The organism is Haloarcula sp. K1 (genome assembly GCF_001647155.1).
Lineage (GTDB): Archaea > Halobacteriota > Halobacteria > Halobacteriales > Haloarculaceae > Haloarcula > Haloarcula hispanica.
Map to the genome: position 1 here is coordinate 509,588 of NZ_LRHL01000043.1, position 21,413 is coordinate 531,000.

23 protein-coding genes are annotated in these 21,413 nt (G+C 64.1%); 17 read left to right on the forward strand and 6 right to left on the reverse strand.

The features are described from left to right. Positions 1 to 45: 45 nt before the first annotated feature. Positions 46 to 1,374, forward strand: coding sequence for a M28 family peptidase (locus AV929_RS16125; protein ID WP_064288707.1), 1,329 nt, complete (start codon positions 46 to 48; stop codon positions 1,372 to 1,374). Positions 1,375 to 1,840: 466 nt separating this feature from the next. Here the strand turns inward: AV929_RS16125 and AV929_RS16130 are convergent, their stop codons facing one another. Beyond that, positions 1,841 to 2,530 carry a hypothetical protein gene (locus AV929_RS16130; protein ID WP_064288930.1) on the reverse strand — a complete coding sequence of 230 codons (690 nt, stop codon included), beginning with the start codon at positions 2,528 to 2,530 and terminating at the stop codon, positions 1,841 to 1,843. Between the two features lie 134 nt (positions 2,531 to 2,664). Here AV929_RS16130 and AV929_RS16135 point away from each other — a divergent pair, with 134 nt between their 5' ends. From AV929_RS16135 to queC, 4 genes are all read left to right on the forward strand, one after another. Continuing rightward, the gene (locus tag AV929_RS16135) at positions 2,665 to 2,943 is read left to right on the forward strand and encodes a hypothetical protein (RefSeq protein WP_064288708.1); all 279 of its coding nucleotides are present in this window, start codon (positions 2,665 to 2,667) and stop codon (positions 2,941 to 2,943) included. A 94-nt stretch (positions 2,944 to 3,037) separates the two neighbouring features. Next, complete coding sequence (locus AV929_RS16140; protein WP_050037084.1) at positions 3,038 to 3,487, forward strand: 6-pyruvoyl tetrahydropterin synthase family protein; 450 nt, start codon at positions 3,038 to 3,040, stop codon at positions 3,485 to 3,487. Beyond that, positions 3,487 to 4,269, forward strand: a complete 783-nt coding sequence (locus AV929_RS16145) for a 7-carboxy-7-deazaguanine synthase QueE (RefSeq protein WP_064288709.1) — start codon at positions 3,487 to 3,489, stop codon at positions 4,267 to 4,269. The genes AV929_RS16140 and AV929_RS16145 overlap by 1 nt, the downstream gene beginning before the upstream one ends. Before the next feature lie 24 nt (positions 4,270 to 4,293). Beyond that, positions 4,294 to 4,992 (forward strand): 7-cyano-7-deazaguanine synthase QueC, encoded by a 699-nt coding sequence (gene queC, locus AV929_RS16150; protein WP_064288710.1) that lies wholly within the window; start codon positions 4,294 to 4,296, stop codon positions 4,990 to 4,992. Positions 4,993 to 5,027: 35 nt separating this feature from the next. Here queC and AV929_RS16155 read toward each other — a convergent pair whose 3' ends face one another. From AV929_RS16155 to AV929_RS16170, 4 genes are all read right to left on the reverse strand, one after another. Continuing rightward, a complete protein-coding gene (locus tag AV929_RS16155; RefSeq protein WP_050007260.1) occupies positions 5,028 to 5,411 on the reverse strand; it encodes a methylglyoxal synthase in 384 nt (127 codons plus the stop codon). A gap of 50 nt (positions 5,412 to 5,461) precedes the next feature. Next, a complete protein-coding gene (locus AV929_RS16160) occupies positions 5,462 to 5,740 on the reverse strand; it encodes a HalOD1 output domain-containing protein (RefSeq protein ID WP_014041313.1) in 279 nt (92 codons plus the stop codon). Positions 5,741 to 5,965: 225 nt separating this feature from the next. Then, the gene (locus AV929_RS16165; RefSeq protein WP_005537411.1) at positions 5,966 to 6,625 is read right to left on the reverse strand and encodes a helix-turn-helix domain-containing protein; all 660 of its coding nucleotides are present in this window, start codon (positions 6,623 to 6,625) and stop codon (positions 5,966 to 5,968) included. A 222-nt stretch (positions 6,626 to 6,847) separates the two neighbouring features. After that, complete coding sequence (locus tag AV929_RS16170) at positions 6,848 to 7,510, reverse strand: deoxyuridine 5'-triphosphate nucleotidohydrolase (protein ID WP_315898943.1); 663 nt, start codon at positions 7,508 to 7,510, stop codon at positions 6,848 to 6,850. Between AV929_RS16170 and AV929_RS16175 the strand changes: the two genes are divergently transcribed. The 8 genes from AV929_RS16175 (at position 7,472) to AV929_RS16210 (ending at position 14,118) form a co-directional block, all read left to right on the forward strand. Then, positions 7,472 to 9,445, forward strand: a complete 1,974-nt coding sequence (locus tag AV929_RS16175; protein ID WP_014041311.1) for an aconitate hydratase — start codon at positions 7,472 to 7,474, stop codon at positions 9,443 to 9,445. The two genes, AV929_RS16170 and AV929_RS16175, sit on opposite strands and share 39 nt — an antisense overlap. A 644-nt stretch (positions 9,446 to 10,089) precedes the next feature. Further along, positions 10,090 to 10,587 (forward strand): ribosomal protein S18-alanine N-acetyltransferase, encoded by a 498-nt coding sequence (gene rimI / locus AV929_RS16180; protein ID WP_050007259.1) that lies wholly within the window; start codon positions 10,090 to 10,092, stop codon positions 10,585 to 10,587. 132 nt (positions 10,588 to 10,719) lie between these two features. Continuing rightward, the gene (locus AV929_RS16185) at positions 10,720 to 11,175 is read left to right on the forward strand and encodes a DUF5810 domain-containing protein (protein WP_044952035.1); all 456 of its coding nucleotides are present in this window, start codon (positions 10,720 to 10,722) and stop codon (positions 11,173 to 11,175) included. Between the two features lie 23 nt (positions 11,176 to 11,198). Continuing rightward, complete coding sequence (locus tag AV929_RS16190; protein ID WP_014041308.1) at positions 11,199 to 11,612, forward strand: DUF5809 family protein; 414 nt, start codon at positions 11,199 to 11,201, stop codon at positions 11,610 to 11,612. Continuing rightward, positions 11,612 to 12,025 carry a hypothetical protein gene (locus AV929_RS16195; protein ID WP_050007258.1) on the forward strand — a complete coding sequence of 138 codons (414 nt, stop codon included), beginning with the start codon at positions 11,612 to 11,614 and terminating at the stop codon, positions 12,023 to 12,025. Before AV929_RS16190 ends, AV929_RS16195 begins: the two co-directional genes overlap by 1 nt. After that, positions 12,022 to 12,564 carry an NUDIX hydrolase gene (locus AV929_RS16200; protein ID WP_064288711.1) on the forward strand — a complete coding sequence of 181 codons (543 nt, stop codon included), beginning with the start codon at positions 12,022 to 12,024 and terminating at the stop codon, positions 12,562 to 12,564. Before AV929_RS16195 ends, AV929_RS16200 begins: the two co-directional genes overlap by 4 nt. A gap of 38 nt (positions 12,565 to 12,602) precedes the next feature. Then, entirely contained in the window at positions 12,603 to 12,989 is a 387-nt protein-coding gene (locus AV929_RS16205; protein WP_064288712.1) for a rhodanese-like domain-containing protein, read from the forward strand. Positions 12,990 to 13,332: 343 nt separating this feature from the next. After that, complete coding sequence (locus AV929_RS16210; protein ID WP_064288714.1) at positions 13,333 to 14,118, forward strand: hypothetical protein; 786 nt, start codon at positions 13,333 to 13,335, stop codon at positions 14,116 to 14,118. A gap of 42 nt (positions 14,119 to 14,160) precedes the next feature. On the opposite strand, the gene AV929_RS16215 is transcribed toward AV929_RS16210, so the two are convergent. After that, a complete protein-coding gene (locus AV929_RS16215; RefSeq protein WP_014041303.1) occupies positions 14,161 to 15,165 on the reverse strand; it encodes a phosphate uptake regulator PhoU in 1,005 nt (334 codons plus the stop codon). Between the two features lie 330 nt (positions 15,166 to 15,495). Here AV929_RS16215 and AV929_RS16220 point away from each other — a divergent pair, with 330 nt between their 5' ends. From AV929_RS16220 to pstB, 4 genes are read left to right on the forward strand one after another with little or no spacing between them, the layout of a single operon-like run. Then, entirely contained in the window at positions 15,496 to 16,647 is a 1,152-nt protein-coding gene (locus AV929_RS16220) for a substrate-binding domain-containing protein (protein ID WP_064288716.1), read from the forward strand. A 59-nt stretch (positions 16,648 to 16,706) separates the two neighbouring features. Then, positions 16,707 to 17,828, forward strand: coding sequence for a phosphate ABC transporter permease subunit PstC (pstC, locus tag AV929_RS16225; protein ID WP_014041301.1), 1,122 nt, complete (start codon positions 16,707 to 16,709; stop codon positions 17,826 to 17,828). Continuing rightward, positions 17,825 to 20,479, forward strand: coding sequence for a phosphate ABC transporter permease PstA (gene pstA / locus AV929_RS16230; RefSeq protein WP_064288717.1), 2,655 nt, complete (start codon positions 17,825 to 17,827; stop codon positions 20,477 to 20,479). The genes pstC and pstA overlap by 4 nt, the downstream gene beginning before the upstream one ends. Continuing rightward, a complete protein-coding gene (pstB, locus tag AV929_RS16235; protein ID WP_014041299.1) occupies positions 20,472 to 21,413 on the forward strand; it encodes a phosphate ABC transporter ATP-binding protein PstB in 942 nt (313 codons plus the stop codon). The genes pstA and pstB overlap by 8 nt, the downstream gene beginning before the upstream one ends.

Sequence of the window (21,413 nt, forward strand, 5' to 3'; positions counted from 1 at the left end):
CCGACGACCCCTAATTTCAAACCCGGCACGGCCCCACCGGGACGTATGGACGACACTGACTGGATCGGCGAGACGTTCACCAGCACGGCCGGCTGGGATCACTTGGAGACGCTGGTCGACATCGGGAACCGGATGGCAGGCAGCGACGGCGAACGGGCGGCCGCAGAAGCGACTCGGGACGCGCTGGCGGCGTACGCCCGCGACGCTCGGCTCTCGGAGTTCGCAATCCAGGGCTGGGAACGGGGCGACAGCGCCGTCCACGTTGACGGGTCGCCGGTCGCGGCGCAGGCCGACGAGTGTATCGCTCTGCCGCGGTCGCCGGCCGGCGAGGTGACCGGTGAACTGGTCGACGTTGGGCACGGCCTCCCGGAGGAGTTCGAAGACGCCGACTGCGAGGGCAAAGTAGTGCTGGCCCGCTCCGACGTGCCCGACTGGTACGACCGGTACATCCACCGACGGGAGAAGTACTATCACGCCGTCGAGGCCGGCGCAGTCGGATTCGTTTACCGCAACCACGTCGAGGGCGTCCTGCCGCCGACCGGAAGCGTCGGGACAGCAGACGCACCTATCGGCGAGATTCCGGCTATCGGCGTCGCCAGCGAGACGGGCGCGCGACTGTCGCGTCGCTACGCGGGCGACGATATCACTGTCAGCGTCGACTGCGGGACGCCCGACGCGACGAGCCAGAACGTCCACGCCGAACTGGGACCGGACACCGACGAACGACTGTTGGTGACCAGCCACGTCGACGCTCACGACATCGCGGAGGGGGCGATGGACAACGGGGCCGGAACGGCGATGGTCGTCGAGGCCGCCCGCGCGCTGGCCGGCCGCGAAGACGAACTGGAGACACGCGTGGAGTTCGTCGCCTTCGGTGCCGAGGAGGTCGGCCTCGTGGGGTCGAACCGCCTCGCCGACGAAACTGCTCCCGACGACGTGACGGCCGTGCTCAACTTCGACGGCGTCGTCCAGGGCCGCACGCTGAAGTGTTACACCCACGGCTTCGACGCACTCGCGGCCGCCGCCGAGGACGTGGCCGACCGCTTCGATCACCCAATCTCGCTCACGCCGGAGCAAGGCCCCCACAGCGACCACTGGCCGTTCGTACGCCGGGGCGTCCCCGGCTATCATGTGACCAGCGAAACCGGCGGTGAGGGGCGTGGCTGGGGCCACACCCACGCCGATACGCTGGACAAACTGGAGCCCCGGACGTTCCGCGAGCAGGCCGTCCTCCTGACCGAACTCGCCGTGACACTTGCAGACGACTCAGTGCGGCCCGCCCACAAAGACCCCGCAGAGATAGCCGATGCGCTCGAAGCCCAGAACCTCGCCGAAGGGATGCGGATTACAGGTGACTGGCCCTTCGACGACTGACGCGACGCCAGTCACTTCACTGCCGCGTTCGACTCCCGCCACCTGTGCGAAAGAACTACCAGATTTCTAGCATTTTCGCCTCCTCCAGTGTTCCGGTTCTCTGGTCGCTGACGATTGGATATAATGATTTACTCAGTATAGAAGTAACATATTTCGTAGGTTATTTACCATATGGGTACCTGGAAATCGATGGCAGGTTGATTGGTCTACGTACTGTAGCCGTATGTGAACGCCGTCACCGGCGTTCGCTGCCAAGCTCCCATGCTTATCGGTCTCGCGGAGTCCGAGGCCGAGTCGACGTGAGTAAACCATCCCTGCCGTCGTCAGTCAACACCAACACCAATACCTGACACAACGGCCGTCCATGTGCCAAGACGGCCGTCGTGTCCACTTTCGGACTATTCCTCTGAGGAACACCAGTCAGTAGCGAGCGCGATGCAAGGCGACACCCAGCGGCGGAGCCGGTCTATGACTCGTAGGCCTGTTCTACGTCAGCCTTCGCCGACGGAATGACCTGCTGTTCAGCCCGTCGCATCGACCGCAACGCCTCGTCGGTGAACTCGACGTCGAGCGTAGGGAGGGCTCGTGCCAGACCGCCCAGCACCTCACCGGGGTCGATGGTGAGTTCGAAGGCGAAGGCGTTCTGATTCTCCCGCAGTGGGACGGAGAACTCGAAATGGGTCTGGACGATGTCCGTCGCCCTCTCCTGATCATATGCGTCGGTGACAGCCGTCCAGAAGTCGTCGCTGTCGGCGGCGACAAGCGGTGCGAGGTCGTCCCCGAACGACTGCTGGCGGGCCAGCAGGCTCTCTCGAATCCGGTCCCGGCGGTCGCCATGGACGGTGTCTCGAAGTGCGTTCCAGTAGATATCACGGGCCAGCACTTCGTCAGCATAGGTATCGAACGCCGCGTCAGTGGCAGCGTAATCCAGTACGGGCTCCAGTTGGGCGAGTATCTGTTGCTGGTAGGACTGGAGTTTCGGCCGGACGACGTGGCGCTCCAGCGGGCGGCTGTTGTTCAGCAGTTTGCCCGCAACGCGGCTTCCGCTCCCGTTTGACCCGCGTAGCACGGCTGCCACGTCGAAGGCCGCGTACGTCTCGTCGACGAACTGCGAGAGGTAACGTTCGAACTCCTGTTCGACGGCACGTCGTGTCACACCCGACTCTGTGGGCTGCAGCGACCTATCCCTTACGCCGATGTCCGCTGCCGATAGTCGTTCGCGATACGGGCCGCCGCCCATCGCTGTACAACTAACACGAGCGTTATGACTGTGCATAACTAACCGCGGATGTGCCCAGAGACCTGCCCAGCGACGTCCACGCGGTGCTGACACAACTCGCTGACGAGGGCGAAACAGCGATTATCGCGGCGGAGTTCGATACGGCCCGACAGACAGTTGCGACGGCTGAGACGGTCAGCCGGAACAAACTGCCGGAGTGTGATCTGCGGTCGCGGTTGTTGCACGGCTGCGAGCAAGTGTACACCGCGCTAGATAACGACCATCCCGATGCTGCCGCCGAGTATCTACGAGCGATGAACCGACGACTTGCGGCCGTCGACGACTGCTGATACCGGTCATCAAACTACTGTTGGCTCCGTAGTATCGAGACATTGGTGGGCCAGCTCCCGTGAGAGTTAATACATCGACCGATAATACCGTGGTATGTCTCAGCGACTATCGAAGGCCGAGGACACGCTCGCCGACGCGGGCGAACGCGAACTCGTCGTCGGCGGTGACCGGCCGATCCGGATCTCTGCGGGCCATCGACTGCGACACCACGACGGGAAATGTTCGCGCCCGCACGGACACAACTACGAGATAACTGTCCGCGTCACCGGCGAACTCACCGACGAGGGGTGGGTCGTCGACAAGGGCGAGGTCACGGACGTGGTCGACGAGTGGGACCACCGCTTCCTATTGGAGGCCGGCGACCCACTGGTCGAGGCTTTCGACGCCAGCGGCGACGGCGACGCCGTGGTCGTCCTCGACCACCCGCCGACAGCCGAGGTCATGGCGACGATACTGGAGCAGCGACTCGCCGACCGCCTCCCGGAGACGGTGTCGGACGTGGCTGTCTCCGTTCGGGAGACCAGCGAACTCTGTACCCGCTGATGCCGGTCGCAAACGACGCGCCCGGGCTCGGCATCGAGGGGACCGACGCCGACGCGGAGACGGGCGATCTCCCCATCAACGAATTGTTCCAGTCGCTTCAGGGCGAGGGCCGACTGGCCGGCGTCCCGAGCGTGTTCGTCCGGACCAGCGGCTGTAATCTGCGCTGTTGGTTCTGTGACTCCTATCATACCTCCTGGGAACCGACCCACGATTGGTTTACCGTCGATGACGTGCTCGCGGCTATCGAGGCGTACGACGCCGACCACGTCGTCCTCACCGGCGGCGAACCGCTCATCCATGATTCGAGCGCGGACCTGCTGAAACGGCTGGCCGACCGGGGCTACCACACAACGGTCGAGACCAACGGGACCGTCGTCCCCGACGCTCCTATCGACCTCGCCAGCGTCAGCCCGAAACTGGCCTCCAGTACGCCGACGGCCGAACGCGATCCCGACGGTGACGGCGAGTGGGCGGACCGCCACGAGGAGCGCCGACTCGATGTGCCGACGCTGGCCGAACTCGTCGAAACCTACGACACGCAACTGAAGTTCGTCGTCACGGGCCGCGAGGATATGGCCGAAATCGAGCGCCTCGTCGAGCGACTCCGCGACGCCGTGTCTACCCGCGTTCGTGACGACGACGTGTTACTGATGCCGGAAGGCCAGACGCGCGACCAACTCGAAGCGACCCGGGAAACAGTCGCGGACCTCGCGCTGGAGTTCGGCTACCGGTACACACCGCGACTCCACGTCGACCTCTGGAACGACGCACCGGGAACGTAACTGCTTGCGACACCACGTACAACGATGACCGACGATACCCGCGCTGTCGTGCTCGCCTCCGGCGGCATGGACAGCGCCACGGCGGCCTACGAAGCACAGACCCGCGGCTACGACCACCTGTACCTGCTGCACACCAGCTACGGGCAAAACACCGAAGACCGGGAGTACGACTGCGCCAGCGCGCTGGCCGACCACGTCGACGCGGCGGACTTCCTCCACGTCGAGACCGGCCACCTTACCCAGATAGGCGCGTCGTCGCTGACCGACGATTCGATGGACGTGGCGGACGCCGACACCGACAGCGACGAGATTCCGACCTCGTACGTCCCGTTCCGCAACGCCAATCTGCTGTCGATGGCGGTCTCCTACGCCGAGGCCAACGACTGCGGGGCCGTCTTCATCGGCGCACACAGCGAGGACTTCTCGGGGTACCCGGACTGCCGGCCCGCCTTCTTCGACGCCTTTCAGAGCGTTATCGACGCCGGCACGAAACCCGACACCGACATCGACCTCGTCGCACCCTTCGTCGAGTGGTCCAAGACCGACATCGCCGAGCGCGGCGTCGAACTCGGCGTCCCCTACGAGGACACCTGGAGTTGCTACCGAGACGACGAACCGGCCTGTGGGACGTGTGACGCCTGTGTCTTCCGGCTCGAAGCGTTCCAGCGAATCGGCGAACGTGACCCCATCGAGTACGCGGAACGGCCGACGTACGCTGAGTAAGTAGATTGCAGGCGGTTGTCTCCCGCTCCGACGGGCTAGTCGTCGGCTTCGTCTCGAACCAGCCCTTCGAGGATGTACTCCGCTGAGGTCCGCGTCGTCGCCAGCGGTACGTCGTGGACGTCACAGATACGCAGGAGGGCCGAGATGTCCGGCTCGTGGGGCTGTGCCGTCAGCGGGTCCCGGAGGAAGACGATGCCGTCCATCCGGCCCTCGGCGACCTCAGCGCCGATCTGCGTGTCGCCCCCCATCGGCCCGCTCTCCTTTCGTTCGACGGTGAGATCGGTCTCTGCCATGATGCGCTTGCTCGTCGTACCGGTCCCGACCAGGTCGAACTCCGACAGCGTGGCTTCGTAACTCTGTGCCAGGTCGATCATCTCGGGCTTCTCGTCGTCGTGTGCGATGAGTGCGACGCGGGTCATATCTGGGGCTCTCGGGCCATCGTCTTATGTCATTTGGACATAGCACCGACTCAACTGTCGACAGAAACCTCTCCGTCAGCGGTAATCGTCACGTCGTGTCCTTCGACACCGAACGTGAGCGACTCCGTCGTCCTCTCTGTGACGACCGCACGGAGTGACTCGATGTCGACGTACGTATCCAGTCCGTCAATATCGTCCGCATCTAGATCTGTCGCTTCGATCACCGCATCGGCAATAACATCACCTGCGGGTTCGGGGCTGACCCAGTCGTCGGACCCCTCCGTGGCCCGGTTCCGCAACATATACACAGTCCCCTCGTTCGAACTCATACCACAGTGTACGCTCCCTTCTCTTATAACAGCAGATGAGTGGTTTCACTGTCTGAAGTAACCGGTGGGCCGATGACAGACCATCGGTCTTGCATCTGACGACTGTCGCTTTGAGCAACGCAGAACGCAGCTATTCGGCACTACCCACCCCCGGACCCGCTGCTCACAGCGATTCGGCGTTCCACCACCTTCGTCTTCTCTCAACCGAACTCTGTTCCGCCCCGGTTACTCCGGCGGTGAGCCGACAAGCGGCCGCTCAGGGGCCGCCAGTGTGTTCTGGACCAGCGTCCGCGTCCCCCGCCGGAGCCGCTCCGAGGCGGCCTGACTGGAGATCCCGAGCTCCGCGGCGAGGTCCGAGAGGGACGATTCTCGCGGGACGGTGAAGTAGCCACGGTTGAGCGCGAGCAACAGTACTTCTTGCTGTGGATCCGTCACGCCGAACTGGGGAGAGGCTTCCGTGTCGTCGGTGATGGTCTGAATGTCGATGTTGATATCACTGGACACGAGCACGTCACGGAACGACAGCACCGAACTCTTCTCGGGGAACCGGGCTCGAAACACCCAGTCGTCGCCGGTCTGTGCGGCACCGAGTAGGAACCCGTCCGCGTTCAACAACGCTTCTCCGATCGTATCGATTATCGTGTCAGTTGTATGCAGGGTGTACCAGTGACCATCTCCTTCTGCCGCTACGTGGGCATAGTCGGTGATACTCTCGTCCTGGGCCAGATTCGCTTCGATGGCGGGCCGCTCGACGGGGCCAATCCAGGCGACGGCACGGCAGTCGCCACTCTCGCAGTGAAGTCGCTGTATCCGTATCGCTGCTTTACTCAGCGTTTCAGCTGTTCGCTGCAAGAGGGGGGCATCGATGTGAAATTCTACTATCATGTCTCACTGTCACGCAGCAACGGTGATAAACCCCGGTCAGACAGTTGTCGTACCTGAAAACGGTGCTTGTGTAATTTCCGGGTACTGAAGGCTGACGGCAGTATGGACCGAGGTATAGTTGCTTCAAGCACCAATCGATAGCACTCAGGAAATCCACTTAAATTCACAGCATGGCCTACCATGTCTCAGGCTATGAGACGTGTTTCGGACCGCGATCACGCATCAGAGATTCTCACCCTGATACGACCCCTCGTACGTCCCCTCGTGAGCGGCGTCGGCGAGAACGAGCTGTGCGATCCGCGCGCCCTGTTCGAGTTCTATGGGATGGTGGACCTCCAGTAACCCCTCACCTCGCCCCTCGTAGCCGGCGTCCCAGACGGCCGTATCGAGCATACACGAATTACGGAGCAACGACGACCGCGGGAGGAGAAAGCCGATGTGTCCATCCGGAATGACGACCCGGTCGGCGTACTCGACGATGTAGCCGCCGCGGTCGAGCTGATAGATCCCGTCGCTGGGTTCGAGTTCCCGACGGTCGCCGACGGTCTTGCCGCCGCGTTCGATGCGTCCCGGCTCGCTCTGCTCGTAGATCGCACCGAGCGTGAGGTCGACGCCGTTCGGTTGTACCTGTGATTCTCTCAGGTCGCCGAGGGAATCGGCGACGAACCGCCCGCTTTTGAACATACGCGATTCTGTGCGAGTGTCGTGGAAAGACCTGCCGATCTGGCCGACCGCCGTTCCGGTCGGTTGACTCGCTTCTGAGCGACGGACGGAGCGGGTTTTTATATGAAAAATACGACGGAATACGCGGGATTTATACCGCCGCGCCATCCATTGACGCACGTTATGGGACAGACGCTTACGGAAAAAATTCTCGACGACCATCTCGTCGAAGGGGAGCTAACACCCGGAGAAGAGATCGGTATCGAGATCGATCAGGTGCTGACACAGGACACGACCGGGACGCTCGTCTGGCTGCAGTTCGAAGCGCTGGGCCTCGAAGAGGTCCAGACGGAACTGGCCGCCCAGTACTGTGACCACCAGACCTACCAGTTCGACTTCAAGAACACCGACGACCACCGCTTCCTCCGCTCTGCGGCAGGCACGTTCGGGGCCCACTTCTCGCGCCCCGGTAACGGTATCTGCCACAACGTCCACAAGGAGAACTTCGCCGCACCCGGCAAGACGATGCTCGGGTCCGACTCCCACACGCCGACCCCCGGCGGTCTCGGCGAACTCGCCATCGGATCCGGTGGGCTCGACGTCGCCGTCGCGATGGGTGGCGGCGCGTACTACATCGAGATGCCGGAAGTCGTCAACGTCCGCCTCGAAGGCGAGCTGCCCGAATGGGCCACCGCCAAGGACGTCATCTTGGAGCTGCTCCGCCGACTGTCGGTCAAGGGCGGCGTCGGCAAGGTGCTCGAATACACCGGCCCGGGCGTCGAGACGCTGACCGTCCCCGAGCGGACCACCATCACCAACATGGGGACCGAACTCGGTGCCACCTCCTCGATCTTCCCGACGGACGACCAGACCAAGGACTACCTCGAACGCCTCGGCCGCGAGGACGTCTTCGAGGACATCGGCCCCGACGAGGACGCCGAGTACGCCGACGAGATCGTCGTCGACCTCTCGGACCTCGAACCGCTCATCGCCGAGCCGTCCATGCCCGACAACGTCGTGCCCGTCTCCGAGGTCGAGGGCGTCGACGTCGAGCAGGTCATGATCGGTTCCTGTACGAACGGCGCTTACGAGGACATCCTCCCGGCCGCGAAGATGCTGGAAGGGCGCAACATCGACAAGAAGACCGAGATGATCGTCGCCCCCGGCTCCAAGCAGGCCTCCGAGATGCTGGCCCGCGAGGGCTGGACCGCGGAGATGATGGCCGCTGGCGTCAACTTCTCCGAGGCGACGTGTGGTGCCTGTATCGGCATCGGTCACGTCCCGGCCTCCGACTCCGTCTCCCTGCGGACCTTCAACCGCAACTTCGAGGGTCGCTCCGGTATCGAGGACGACAACGTCTACCTCTGCTCGCCGGAAGTCGCCACCGCGGCGGCCATCAAGGGCGAAATCGTCGACCCGCGGGACCTCGCCGACGAACTCGGCGACCTCGAGGCCCCCGGTCTGGAGATGCCCGACCAGTACATCGGCAACTCCGAATCGGATCTCATCGCGCCCGACCAAGCCGTCGACGACGAACTCATCAAGGGCCCGAACATCGGCGACGTGCCGCTGAAGGACCCGCTGGAGACCGAAGTCGGCGGTGAAGCCCTCCTCAAGATGGAGGACAACATCACGACGGATCACATCATCCCGGCCACGCAGGACATCCTGATGTACCGGTCGAACGTCCCGAAGCTCTCCGAGTTCACGCTCTCGCGCGTCGACGACACGTTCGCGGAGCGCGCACTCGAAGCCGACGGCGGCGTGCTCGTCGCCGGCGAGAACTACGGCCAGGGCTCCTCGCGCGAACACGCGGCCCTGTGCCCGATGTACCTGGGTATCGAGACCGTCCTCGCACAGAGCTTCGCCCGCATCCACAAGGCGAACCTGTTCAACTTCGGTATCGTTCCGCTCACCATCGACGAGGAGACCTACGAGAAGATCGAGGAAGGCGACGACATCGAGGTCGTCGACGACGCTGCCGAAGCCGTTCGCTCCGGTCAGGAGGAGTTCACCATCCGCGTGAACGACGACTGGGAAGCGACCGGCCAGCTCGATGCCTCCGAGCGCGAACGCGAGATCCTCGCCGCCGGTGGCAAGCTCTCGCACACGAAACAGCAGCACGACGAAGGCGGCGCTGCACCTGCAGACGACTAGAGAGACTCCGAACATAGTGAGGAGTCTCTTACGGGTCGAACGGCGCGTCGCGCCGTGAGACACGCGAGGTTTCGCAGAAACCTCGTATTGGGAGCGGGACCGCAGGTCCCACGAGCAGAGCGATTCCGAGCGTAGCGCGGTCGCCTTGCGACCGCGGTTTTTTGTGAGCGGTGAAGCCGGAACAGCGAAGACGCTCGGTTTGTGCGAACGGCGCGAAGCGCCGTGAGACAGTGCGTTGCTCCCCGACCGCGGCTTTTCCGGCAGTGAAATCGGGCCTAGTGCCACGTCTGTCCTAGGTCAACGGCGATATACGAAGTCTGCCTCGCGACAGTGCCAGACCCATCGTGCCCTTCTGTGACTGCTGTCGCTTCCCCGGCGTGTGCAGTCGACTCTGACAGAACCTACATCTAGTACAACTCGGCAGCGATGGAAAAGTTCGGAAAGAGGGGTGGGGGTGGGGGTGGTGGCACCCAAAACGGGTGCAACTACACGTAGACTCGTCAGACTAAAGAACCTTCCGGCGTTCTAACTCTGTCTCGGCCCTATCGATGCATGAACTATCAGCACCTATCGACAAACAGTCAGATACCAGGGTATCTTCGGTCGGCGGTAACACATATGTAGGGCCACACCGAAGTACACATGTGACAACGGTCGCTCCTGACGGGCCGGAGACGCCGGATACGCCAGCGGTTCGGCGCGCCGTCCGCGCGGATCTCATCGAGATCCACCGTATCGAGCAGGCGTCATTTCCACAGCCATGGCCGTTTTCTGCACTGGAGAGCTATCTCGGCGAAGCGGGGTTTCTCGTCGCCGAAACCGGCAACGACGATGGCGACCCGCCCGCTGTCGCAGGCTATATCATCGCGGATACGGTGCCGAACCACGGTACCCCGCTTGGTCATGTCAAAGACATCGCGGTTCGGCCGGCGTACCGGCGACAGGGCGTTGCGAGCGCACTGTTGCGGCGTGCGATGGAGGTCATCGGCGAGACGGGTGCCGGTTCAATAAAACTGGAGGTTCGAGCCGACAACGAGGGAGCGCGACGGCTCTACCGGCGCTTCGGGTTCGAACACCGGAAGACTATCCCGAACTACTACAGCAACGGCGAGGACGCGCTCGTGATGGTCCGTCTGCTGTAGGCGTTCTGTCTTACTCCGCTGTTGTGTCTCCTCAGTGCAGTCCCGGCGAAGAGCGGGAACGCCGGTCTGAAACGACGACCGCTCCGAGACCCCGACTACATATACGGCTCCGAATCCACGGTTCGGACACCGATGGGATACGCCTGTCCAGTGTGTGACGACCCGCAAGCCGACGACGTGCATCTGGCGAACCACCTCGCGTTCACGGCGATGACCGGCGGCGACGACCACGAGGCGTGGCTCGACGAGCGCGTCCCTGACTGGGGCCAACTCGGCGAAGACGAACTGTCCACCGAGGTCGTCGAGTACGCCGAGGAGACCGAGTTCCCGCAGGTATTCGAGGACACCGTCGACCGCAGCGGCGACGGGCACAGCCACGACCACGATCACGGCCACGGTGACCTCCCCCAGGGCGCGGACCGCCACCGGGGGTCGAACGCGCTGAGCGACCACGACAGCGAGGTGCTGGCCGAGGCTCGGGACCTGACACGGGAGATGTTGCGCGACAGCGACGACGGCGGTACGGCGGACGACGGTTCGGACGCCGATGCTGCGGATGCGACCGCGTCCGGAGACGAAACCGAATAGTCCCGCCGGCGGCAAGGGGACGTATGGAAACTGCAGGGCAGTTCGCGCCGGCATCGGCAGCCGAGGCCCGCGAGCGCTACGAAGCGTTCGGGCCGACGGCGCAGGTCGTCGTCAAGGAAGTCGCGAAGGCGATGGGCCTCGACGCGGAGGCCTACGAAGAACGTGTCACCAGCGAGGTCGTCGAGACCGCCCGCGACGTGCTGTTCGCGGAATCGCTCGCTGTCCAGGTCGGTTCGATGACGGAGTTCGAGGAGTGGCGCGCGGACACCGATTGCGAGGTGACGCTGGTCGGCGCGGAGAACGTCGACAACGTCGTCTGGCACGCCGCACCGTTCACAGAGCAGGCCGTCGCGGCGACGTTTCAGGACGAACGCCGGGCCGCCGTCGGGACGCTCCGTCGCCAGGCTTTCGGCCGCATCTACCGCGAGGTCGTCTGATGCGCCCGGTCACGCGGAACACCCTACTCGGCATCATCGCCGTCGTCATCCTGCTACTGGCGCTGGGTGCGCTGCCGGGCCTCCTCAAGAGCGGGGATCCCTACTACACTGTCGCCACGCCGACCGACGGTGAGTACAGCGTCGACAACGGCACGGCGATCAACTGGAGTACCCAATCCGAGCGGCGCTTCCCGTACACGAGCGCGGCGCTTTCCGACGCCTCCCCGTCGGCCGCCGGGCAGTCCGAACCGTACTGGCGCGGGCCGCTCGGATTCAAGGGCGCGTTCACTCACTCGCCCTTTGACGAACGCGACGCACTCAGCCAGCAGTACGACGGGGCCGTGACCGACGACGGCGTCGTCGTCAGGCACAACGGCACGTTTTACCACATCGCGGTCCGACAAGACGTATGACCCGCGAACCGGCCCACGAGTGGCCAATCGTTGAGAGCGAACGCGAGTACGAGACCGGCTGGTACACCGGCGGTTACGACCGGGTTCGCCAGCCCGACGGCTCCGAGAAGGACTACTACTGGGCCGAACTGCCGGATGCGGCCGTCGTGGTTGCCACGACTGGTGACGAACTCGTCATGGTCGACCAGTACCGCCCGACCATCCGCGAGCAGTGCCTCGAACTCCCGGCTGGCATCGTCGAGGACGACGAGTCCTACACGGCCGCCGGTGCGCGCGAACTCCGCGAGGAGACCGGCTTCGAGGCCGCCGGCGTTTCACTTATCGAAGAGTTCTCGTGTTCGACCGGCGTGCTCCGCCATCGCCGTGGCATCGTCTTCGCCGAGGGGCTCGAACCCGTCGACCGGAACCTCGACGACAACGAGTTCCTCTCGGTGACGACTGTGCCCATCGACGAAGCGTTGCAGGTCGCCCGGCGCGAACCGGCTAACGACGCGACCATCGAAGGTATCCTGCTGGCACAGGCCGATGGCTTGCTGTAGCCGGTGAAGGTTTAGGTATCGCCCGCTAGCGGCTGGATATGGACGGCGAAATCGACGCCGACGAGCTACGGTCGAAACTCGACGAGGAGGCGGTCCGGGTAGTCGATATCCGCTCGCCCGGCGCGTTCGAGCGGGGCCATATTCCCGGAAGCGAGAACGTCCCGTTCCCGTCGCTCGTCGACGAGGTCGAACGGTTCGAAGGCGACGACGAGGTCGTGACAGTGTGTCCGAAAGGAAAGTCCAGCGTGCAGGCCGCCCGGCTCATTGCGTCGTACGAAGGGTTCGATGGCGACGTGGTAAGCTTCGAACCCGGGCTGAACGGCTGGGAGGGGCAGCTGGAGCGCGAGAACGCTGGCGGAGAGACAATGTCGGACAGTGCGACTGCCGACGGAGACACCGACGAAGGTCCTGCTGCACCGTTTTAGCCGCTGTTTGGAGTCGAAATGGTGGCTCAGGAAAAGTCCATCGTCACAAGGGGCTCAGCGGGGGTAACATCTCGTCATCGCCACCGTTGAGCCGTACTTGCCCGTGTGGCAAAAGTGCATCCGTTGACGACGACGCGAACGGACGATCTGACAGCATGGGTGCCCGGTATGATCTCCTCGCGTCCTGCTATTCCCGAAACCACTGGAACAAGAGTGGTCGCGCGGCCTGCTGAGCCTGTCCCGGACTACCCGTTGGCCGTTCAGCGGTAGCGGTACTGTCGACTATATAGCGAACATATAAAATACCTATACGACGACAGCTGACGGTTCGGTCGAGTACTCCGTGTCTGACACTGAGACGAGCCAGCCACAGATCGAGCAGGCGCTCGCCGTCGTTCAGCGGGAGATCGACTGTATCGAGGCTGAACTGTCGGCCTTCAGGCGCTTTCGGACCAGACTCGTGTCCATCGAACCGACGGGACAATCCGCAGGCACCGTCGACACCTCAGCCGGGGGGATGTCGGTGCTCAGTGCCCGGCAGCTGAAACCCGATACGAGTCTGCGTGCCGTCCAGGAAGCTTACCGAGAGACAGTCATGGCTGTACCGCACTTCGAGGCCGAGTACGACGATTCGCTGGAGGCGAATATGTCGATGGAGTTCGGGCCGGAACTCGGCACGCAGATCGCGACAGGAACACGCCTGCCCCCGCAATTGTACGAGGCGCTGCTGACCGCGAGCGAGGGGGCACGCGACGAACGCGAGACGTTGCTCCCGGCGCTCGAACGCGAACGGGAGTCGTTACAGTCGGTGCGGGCGACGCTCGACGACTGTGAACGCCGCGGGGCCGCACTCGGTGCGAACGCACGGCGAACGACCGACCCAGCCCGACTCGACACTATCGATGACCAGCTCGCCGAAATCGAAGCCGACTGCGAGACGGCGGCAGCGGCCCGCCAGCGACAGCTACACAGCCGGTCGGCCGCTGCCATCTCGGGCATCGACGGGACCAGTCTCGTCCGGTATCTCTACGGCGACTGTTCGGCGACGTGTCCGGCGCTCGCCGACATCCTCGCGTGCCTCGATACGATCAGGCGGCACCGCCGTCACTGTCTGGTTTCGACACGCTGAGATCACAGAACGGCTGTCCGTCGTTCCCTGTAATGACGACTCTCAGGACTGCGGTCGTGGTGCGGCCTTCTGGAGCGCGCTCTCGGCGATGTTGCCGCCGTAGTCGGCGGTCCGGGACAGGGAGTCGACGATGAGGCCCAGTACCTGTGCGCTCTGTGGGTCGAACTCGCGGATCTGCCCGTCGACTTCGCGAGCGGTTCCGTCGACGTCGGGGATCTGGCTCCGGGCCTCGTTTGCCAGTTCGACGGCCTCGTCGGAGTCCTCGGTCAACAGTGCGTCCATCGCGGTCTCGGGGACGGCGATAGCCTCGGCTTCCAGCTGATCGAGCAGTTCTGCGGTTTCCCCAGTTATTTCCCCGATTTCCTGGGAGAGGCTGGCGATCTTGGTTGCGTGGTCGGCGATACGCTCCAGTTGACGGGCGCTTGACTGGAAATCGAACACGGTCTCGCGTGGGAACCCGATCTCGTCAGCTGTCGTTGGGTTTCGGAGGACGGTGCGAAACACGCGCGAAACCATGTACCAGAGGCGGTCCACGTCGTCGTCGCGTTGCATCACGTCCGCCGCGAGGTCGTCGTCGTCCTCGATGAGCGCCTCGACAGCGTCGGAGAGCATCGTCAGCGAGACCAGCCGCATTCGTGTGATCGCGTTGTGGACCGACAGCTCCGAGGAGTCCAGCAGGTCCTGCAGGACAACCCGGTCAGTCGTCTCTTCGATCATCTCTAAACCGACCAGTCCCTGGGTCGCATCGCGGATGATCCGACGCTGTTCGGCCGTTATCCGCGTTGCTTCGAGCTGGATGATGTCGAAGCCGCTGACGTACATCGTCATCACCGCCCGCGTGAGTTCGTGCCTGTTTTCGAGTCCCTCCACGTCAAGCGTGCCCTCCACGCGGCCGTTGTCCCGCTGTGGAGCGAGCAACAGCAGGTCCCGTTCGGCGTGGAATTCGACGACGCTGCCCGCGCTCACGTCGTTTTCTGTCGCCCACTCTTTGGGGAGGGAGACGGTGTATGTCGACCCGCCTGTCACCTGGACCTTGCGTGTCTCCATGTGGCTGGCACTCGTTCACGGGATGATATAAACCCACTCATATCTATATACTATATCCAACCTCTAATATTTGGGGACATATTCTCCGGATAACCGTCGATTCGGCGACGAAATTCGCCGGTAACGGTGATTCAAACGGCTGAAAAAGCTATATTCACCGCTCGTTCATATACGGTGTATTCGGGATGCTGAAGGCACAATGGCGACGTGATTGCTGATATATGCCCGCCTATTTGCGGGTGTTTAACATACTATATCTATATAGTAATAACCCAATAGATATAGCTATCTTAGCAGGTTACTTATTACCTGTCTCACTGGACTCTGGTGATGGCGCACGATCCAGACGGGCTGTCAGAGTTCGTATCGCGGCGGAAATTCATCGCAACGACGGGTGCGACCAGCATTGCTGCAATCGCCGGCTGTTCCAGCGGCAGCGGCGACTCCGAGTCGGACGGGGGCGCCGGCGAGAGTGCGGACACCGAAGCGGTGTCGACGGAGATGGAAGCGACCGAAAGCACCGACGAGGGCGGTAGCTCCGGCGGTACCAGCGCACTCGAATCCGGCGGCTCCTCGACGGTGTACCCCATCGCGAACACGGCGGCCTCTTACTGGAACGCCAACCGGCCGGCCAGCGACACCGAGTACTGGCCCCACAGCGAGTACGACATCGACACGGACCAGAATCTCGCCGACTACTGGGCGGGGCTCTACGGGTTCGAGGCCGGCGGCGAGGACGGCCCGCCGTTCCAGTTCACGGTCGGTCTTTCCCACTCCGGGACCGGCGTCGAGAAGGTCATGAACGGCCAGAACGACATCGGCAACTCTTCCGGGAACGTCGAGGACGAACTCCCCGACCGTGACTCCTACGAACAGTTCGTCGACCACGTCGTCGGCGTGGACGGCCAGCCGCTGGTCGTCTCCCAGGAGATCGCCGACGCCGGTGTCGAACAGGTCACCGGTGATCAACTCAAGGGCCTCTACAAGGGCGAAATCACCAACTGGAGCGAACTCGGCGGCCCGGACCGCGAGATTCAGGTGCTCGGCCGCGTCAAGGGCTCCGGGACGCGAACGTCGTTCGTCTCCAACGTCTTCGGCAACCCCGAAGAAGACACCTCTGTTGCCAACCGCTACGGCCAGAACCAGCGCCTCGCCCAGGCCATCGCACAGGCCGACAACGCTATCAGCTACCTCGCGCTGGCGTTCATCGACACCGACGGGCTGGCCCCCATCGCGCTGGAATGGGAAGGGACGACCTACAGCTACCAGGACGACCAGAACGGCCTGGACTCGAAGGCCTACCCCCTCTCGCGCGACCTCCACATGTACACATGGGAAGGCACCTCGAAGAAAGAGGCCGCGGTCATCAACATGATCCTATCTGACTTCGGTCAGGACACCTTCGTCGCGCCGAACAACTACTTCAAGCTCGGCTCGCGCCGCCGCGAGGAAGAGCGCGCCAAGCTCCCCGATCAGGTGTAATCGACCGCGGTTCGAGTCGATCTGACGATTATCGGCCGTGTCGGTCGATTTTCCATACTATGACAGAGGACATACCTACGACGGAGGGCGAGGCGGTGTCGAACGGGGACAGAGCTGACGGGTCGACGCTCGCCGTCGTCACGATAGCGACGACGCTGGTGGCGACGATTCTCGTCTTCCTGTTTCGGCCCGCTCTTGCGTTGCCCATGCTACTGGCGTTCGTGTTCGTCACGGCGGTCGGCTGGGTCACCTATCAGGCCGAGGTTGCACGCCTGCTCACGCTGGTCGCGACGATCCTCACCGTGCTGACCGTCGCGTTCATCACGTTCTTCCTGTTCGCGAGCGCGCTGCCGGCGTTTCTCGAACACGGGACCGGACTGCTACTGATTCCGGAGCAGGGCGGGGAGGCCCGCTGGTTCTTCTGGCTCGAAACCGTCCTGCCGTCGGATTCGACGTTCTGGAACCCGCTCAGCGGGGCTTACTCGCTGATACCGATGATCTGGGCGACGGTGGTCGTCACCGTCATCGCAGGCGCGGTGGCGGGGCCGCTCGGCCTGTTCGGCGCACTGTTTATCGCCGAGGTCGCCAGCGACCGCCTGCGGGAGATAATCAAGCCCGGCGTCGAGATCCTGGCCGGCATCCCCTCCATTGTCTACGGGTTCATCGGCTTCCAGGTGCTGAACGGCTTCATCCAGACGAACTTCCTCGACGACGGGGCGAGCTTCCTCATCGCTGGCATCGTCGTGGGCGTGATGGCGCTGCCGACGGTCGTCTCCGTCGGCGAGGACGCCCTCTCTAGCGTCCCACAGTCGATGGGCGACGGCTCCGTCGCCATGGGCGCGACCGAGTGGCAGACGATGAAGAGCATCTCTATCCCGGCGGCGTTCTCGGGCATCTCCGCGGCCGTCATCCTCGGCCTGGGCCGGGCCATCGGCGAGACGATGGCCGTCGCCGCGATCATGGCTTCGGGGACACAGTTCGCCGACCCACTGTTCGACATCTTCGACGCGAACGCGACGCTGACCAGCCTGATCGCGACCCAGTACGGGAGCGCCTCCGAGAGCACCGTCGACGTGCTGTTCGTCGCCGGCGTCATGCTGTTCGTCATCGTCGCCGGGATGAGCATCGTCTCGCAGTACATTGAGCGACGTATGCAGCGGAAACTGAAGGGGCAACAATGAGTGACGCCTACGCGACCACGGACCGACTCGTCAGTGCGGATTCGAACAGCTACGACCGGGGGCTCGATACGGCGATCGCGCTGAGCGTCGTCGGCTTCACGCTCGGACTCATCACGCTGGTGAATCTGGTCCCGCCCGGTGCCAGTGGCAGTGCCCTCACCACGGCGCTCGGGACGCTACTTGCTGTCGTCGTCGGCGCGGTCGGGATCACCGGCCTCGCCTCCTACACCAACGTCGTCCCGGTCACCTCACAGCGAGTGCGCGGCATCGGGCTGGGCCTCGTCGTCTCGACGGTCGCGCTGACCGCGCTTGCCGCGGTCCTTCCCGTGACGATGGCGACGCTGCTTGGAACCGTGTTGCTGGCCGAAGCGCTGGCGATCACTGCCGCCGGTGTCTCCTCCCGGCTCGAACTCGTGGACACGGAACCGAACATGAGCGCCGGGCTGCTCTCCGGCGGCGCGCTCGGCGCGGTCGGCCTTGCTATGGGGGCTGCCATCGGCGGTGCGCTCACCAGTGCCGGCTCACTCCTGTGGCTCGTCGGGGCCGTCGTCGCCGGCGTCGGGCTGTTCCTGCTGGCGATTCTCCCCCGCGAGGACCTCGGTTCGACGCTCCCGACAGCCATCGTGGTCGGCGCGCTCGGGCTGACAATCGTGACCGGCACCATCGGCGTCGGCTGGCAGTGGAACCCCCAGACGCTCTCCGGTGGCTTCACCGGCGGCGCGGTCATCCCCGTGTTCCTCCTCGTCGGGACGCTCCTGTCAGCCTGGTCGGCCGCCAAGTGCCGGGCCGGGTTCGGCGCTCGGGGCCGCGAGTACGGAGCCTTCCTCGTCATCAACCTCAACGCCTTCCTGATGGTGGCCGTGATGGCGACAATCGTCGTGTTCGTGACGCTCAAGGGCGTCGGCTACGCCGTCCACGGACTTTCGGTCGGTGCGCTGACCGCCCTGGTCCTCCTGACGCCAGCCCTCCTCGCCGCCGTCCAGTTCGCTCGCACACCCGCGGGAACGGGTGACTGGAACGACGGCGCTCGACAGCTGTTCCGGGTCCTCCCGCTGGCGGCAGTCGGCGCGCTCGCCGCAACGTTCGTGAGTGTACTCGTCACCGGGTCCCCGCTGCGCTATTCCTACGCCTATATCGTCCAGGTCAACCGACAGGGACAGCCGCTCGATACGGCACTCGCGGTGACCCCCGACACGACGGTCGGGCCGCTACTGCTGCTCGCACCAGCGGTGCTGCTCGCAGTCACCTTCTTCCGGTCGTTCGGCTCGCTCCGAAACGTCGGGACGCAGTCAGAGCGGACCGGGTCGATCCGACAGGCCGTCCCGACCGCGGTCCTCGTGCTGGTCGTCCTCATCGGCTTCTTCCTGATTCTCGGCCCGGCTCCGTTCGGTCTCTCCCTCGGTGAGACGCTCGGATTCGCTGCTGTCGTCGCCGGAGCAGTCGCCGCGGGCGGCCTCGCCGTCTCCCCGCTCGTCGGCGTGCTCACGAGCGACGGACCGACGCTGGCGGACAGCGCACAGCGCGAGGCCCCGCTGTTCACGCTGGGGGTCTTCGGCGGGCTCGGACTGTTGCTTGCCGCGCTGTTGCTCCAGCCCGTCGCCGGCATCAATCCGCGGGTCGGCCCGGTGAACCTCGTGCCCGCGGTCGCGTTCGGGGCCGCCGTCGCCTCGCTCGTACTGGCGACGCTCACGACTGTCGCAAAGCGGTCCAGCGAGGAGACGATCACCCGCCGGTTGCTCACTGAGGAGACGCGACTCGGCCTCATCGGCGCGGCCGGCTTTACCGCCCTAGTGGGTCTCCACGTCGCCGCTACCGGCGTCTCGTTCACCGTGCTCGGCGTCGCTGTCTCGAACGAGGGGAGCCTCTCGTGGCCGATGGTGATGCAGGCCTACATCCCGCTTGGGGCCGAACCTGGCGGGATCATGCCCGCAATCGTCGGCACGGTGTGGCTGGTCGTCGGGGCGACGCTGTTCGCCGTCCCGCTGGGGGTCGGTGCGGCGGTTTTCCTCACCGAGTACGCCGAGCAGGGCGAGTTCACTGCGGTCGTCGAAATCGCGACGAACGCGCTCTGGAGCACGCCGAGTATCGTCTTCGGTCTATTCGGGGCGGCGTTCCTGATTCCGCGGCTGGGCGGCGACGAGTCGCTGCTGGCCGGAATGCTGGTGCTTGGTTTCATGCTCTTGCCGCTGGTGCTCATCACCTCGCGGGAATCGATCAAGGCCGTTCCCGACGAGTACCGGGACGCCAGCGCGGCCCTGGGTGTGACCCAGTGGGAGACGATCAAGAGCGTCGTCTTGCCGGCGGCGATGCCGGGCGTCATCACCGGTGTCATCCTCGGCGTCGGCCGTATCGCCGGTGAGACCGCCCCGCTCATTCTCGTCCTCGGATCGACGCTGAACGCGACAGAAAGCGTCGACGTCATCGACGGCTTCCGATTCGTCTCGGGGCCGCCGTTCATCGCTAACGACGCCTTGCTGACGGCCTCGGCGTCATTGCCGACACAGGTGTGGGCCGTCATCGCGGCCGGGGTGTCGGGGTCGCCGCAGATGGGGTGGGCGACGGCGTTCATCCTGCTGATGGTCGTCCTGACGTTCTATGCGGTCGGTATCACGGCGCGGACGTACTTCCGGAGGAAACTCAACTATGAGTGATAGCATCAACACGGAGCCGAGCACGGACACGCAAACGAACGGCGAGCAGACGGTCACAGCCACCTCGCCGAGCACCGAAACGACGGCCGGTGAGAGCGAGGAGCAGGTCCGCGAGGAGTGGCGGCAGTACGAGTTTGACGGCGATACGAAGCTCTCGGTCGAGAACCTCGACGTCTGGTACGGCGACGACCACGCGCTGAAAGACGTCTCGATGGAGATCCCGGAAAACAGCGTCACGGCACTCATCGGCCCGTCAGGCTGTGGCAAGTCGACGTATCTACGATGTCTGAACCGCATGAACGACCGCATCAAGGCCGCCCGCATTGATGGTTCGGTCGAACTGGAGGGCACCGAAATCTACGACCCCAACGCCAACCTCGTCGAACTCCGCAAACGTATCGGGATGGTGTTCCAGTCGCCGAACCCGTTCCCGAAATCCATCCGGGAGAACATCTCCTACGGCCCGCGCAAGCACGGCGAGATCAACAAGGGCCTGCTCGCGCGCCTGTTCGGGCGTGACGACACCGAAAAGGAGGGTGAACTCGTCGAACGCTCGCTGAAGCAGGCCGCCCTGTGGGACGAGGTCAGTGACCGCCTCGACGACAACGCCCTCGGCCTCTCGGGCGGCCAGCAACAGCGGCTCTGTATCGCCCGCTGTCTGGCCGTCGACCCCGAGGTCATCCTGATGGACGAGCCGGCGTCGGCGCTCGACCCAATCGCCACGTCGAAAATCGAGGACCTCGTCGAGGAGCTGTCGAAGGACTACACGGTCGTCATCGTCACCCACAACATGCAGCAGGCGGCCCGCATCTCCGACCAGACCGCCGTGTTCCTCACTGGCGGCGAACTCGTGGAGTACGACGACACGGACAAGATCTTCGAGAACCCCGAGAGCCAGCGCGTCGAGGACTACATCACCGGCAAGTTCGGGTGA

Bases quoted from the DNA above. Each gene is read 5' to 3' on its own strand.
- pstC (WP_014041301.1), top strand. From the start codon at position 16,707: ATGACAGAGGACATACCTACGACGGAGGGCGAGGCGGTGTCGAACGGG.
- AV929_RS16195 (WP_050007258.1), top strand. From the start codon at position 11,612: ATGCGCCCGGTCACGCGGAACACCCTACTCGGCATCATCGCCGTCGTC.
- AV929_RS16185 (WP_044952035.1), top strand. From the start codon at position 10,720: ATGGGATACGCCTGTCCAGTGTGTGACGACCCGCAAGCCGACGACGTG.
- AV929_RS16175 (WP_014041311.1), top strand. From the start codon at position 7,472: ATGGGACAGACGCTTACGGAAAAAATTCTCGACGACCATCTCGTCGAA.
- AV929_RS16125 (WP_064288707.1), top strand. From the start codon at position 46: ATGGACGACACTGACTGGATCGGCGAGACGTTCACCAGCACGGCCGGC.
- AV929_RS16200 (WP_064288711.1), top strand. From the start codon at position 12,022: ATGACCCGCGAACCGGCCCACGAGTGGCCAATCGTTGAGAGCGAACGC.
- AV929_RS16145 (WP_064288709.1), top strand. From the start codon at position 3,487: ATGCCGGTCGCAAACGACGCGCCCGGGCTCGGCATCGAGGGGACCGAC.
- pstA (WP_064288717.1), top strand. From the start codon at position 17,825: ATGAGTGACGCCTACGCGACCACGGACCGACTCGTCAGTGCGGATTCG.
- AV929_RS16190 (WP_014041308.1), top strand. From the start codon at position 11,199: ATGGAAACTGCAGGGCAGTTCGCGCCGGCATCGGCAGCCGAGGCCCGC.
- AV929_RS16160 (WP_014041313.1), bottom strand. From the start codon at position 5,740: ATGAGTTCGAACGAGGGGACTGTGTATATGTTGCGGAACCGGGCCACG.
- AV929_RS16170 (WP_315898943.1), bottom strand. From the start codon at position 7,510: ATGGTCGTCGAGAATTTTTTCCGTAAGCGTCTGTCCCATAACGTGCGT.
- AV929_RS16205 (WP_064288712.1), top strand. From the start codon at position 12,603: ATGGACGGCGAAATCGACGCCGACGAGCTACGGTCGAAACTCGACGAG.
- AV929_RS16215 (WP_014041303.1), bottom strand. From the start codon at position 15,165: ATGGAGACACGCAAGGTCCAGGTGACAGGCGGGTCGACATACACCGTC.
- pstB (WP_014041299.1), top strand. From the start codon at position 20,472: ATGAGTGATAGCATCAACACGGAGCCGAGCACGGACACGCAAACGAAC.
- AV929_RS16155 (WP_050007260.1), bottom strand. From the start codon at position 5,411: ATGACCCGCGTCGCACTCATCGCACACGACGACGAGAAGCCCGAGATG.
- AV929_RS16165 (WP_005537411.1), bottom strand. From the start codon at position 6,625: ATGATAGTAGAATTTCACATCGATGCCCCCCTCTTGCAGCGAACAGCT.
- AV929_RS16140 (WP_050037084.1), top strand. From the start codon at position 3,038: ATGTCTCAGCGACTATCGAAGGCCGAGGACACGCTCGCCGACGCGGGC.
- AV929_RS16220 (WP_064288716.1), top strand. From the start codon at position 15,496: ATGGCGCACGATCCAGACGGGCTGTCAGAGTTCGTATCGCGGCGGAAA.
- queC (WP_064288710.1), top strand. From the start codon at position 4,294: ATGACCGACGATACCCGCGCTGTCGTGCTCGCCTCCGGCGGCATGGAC.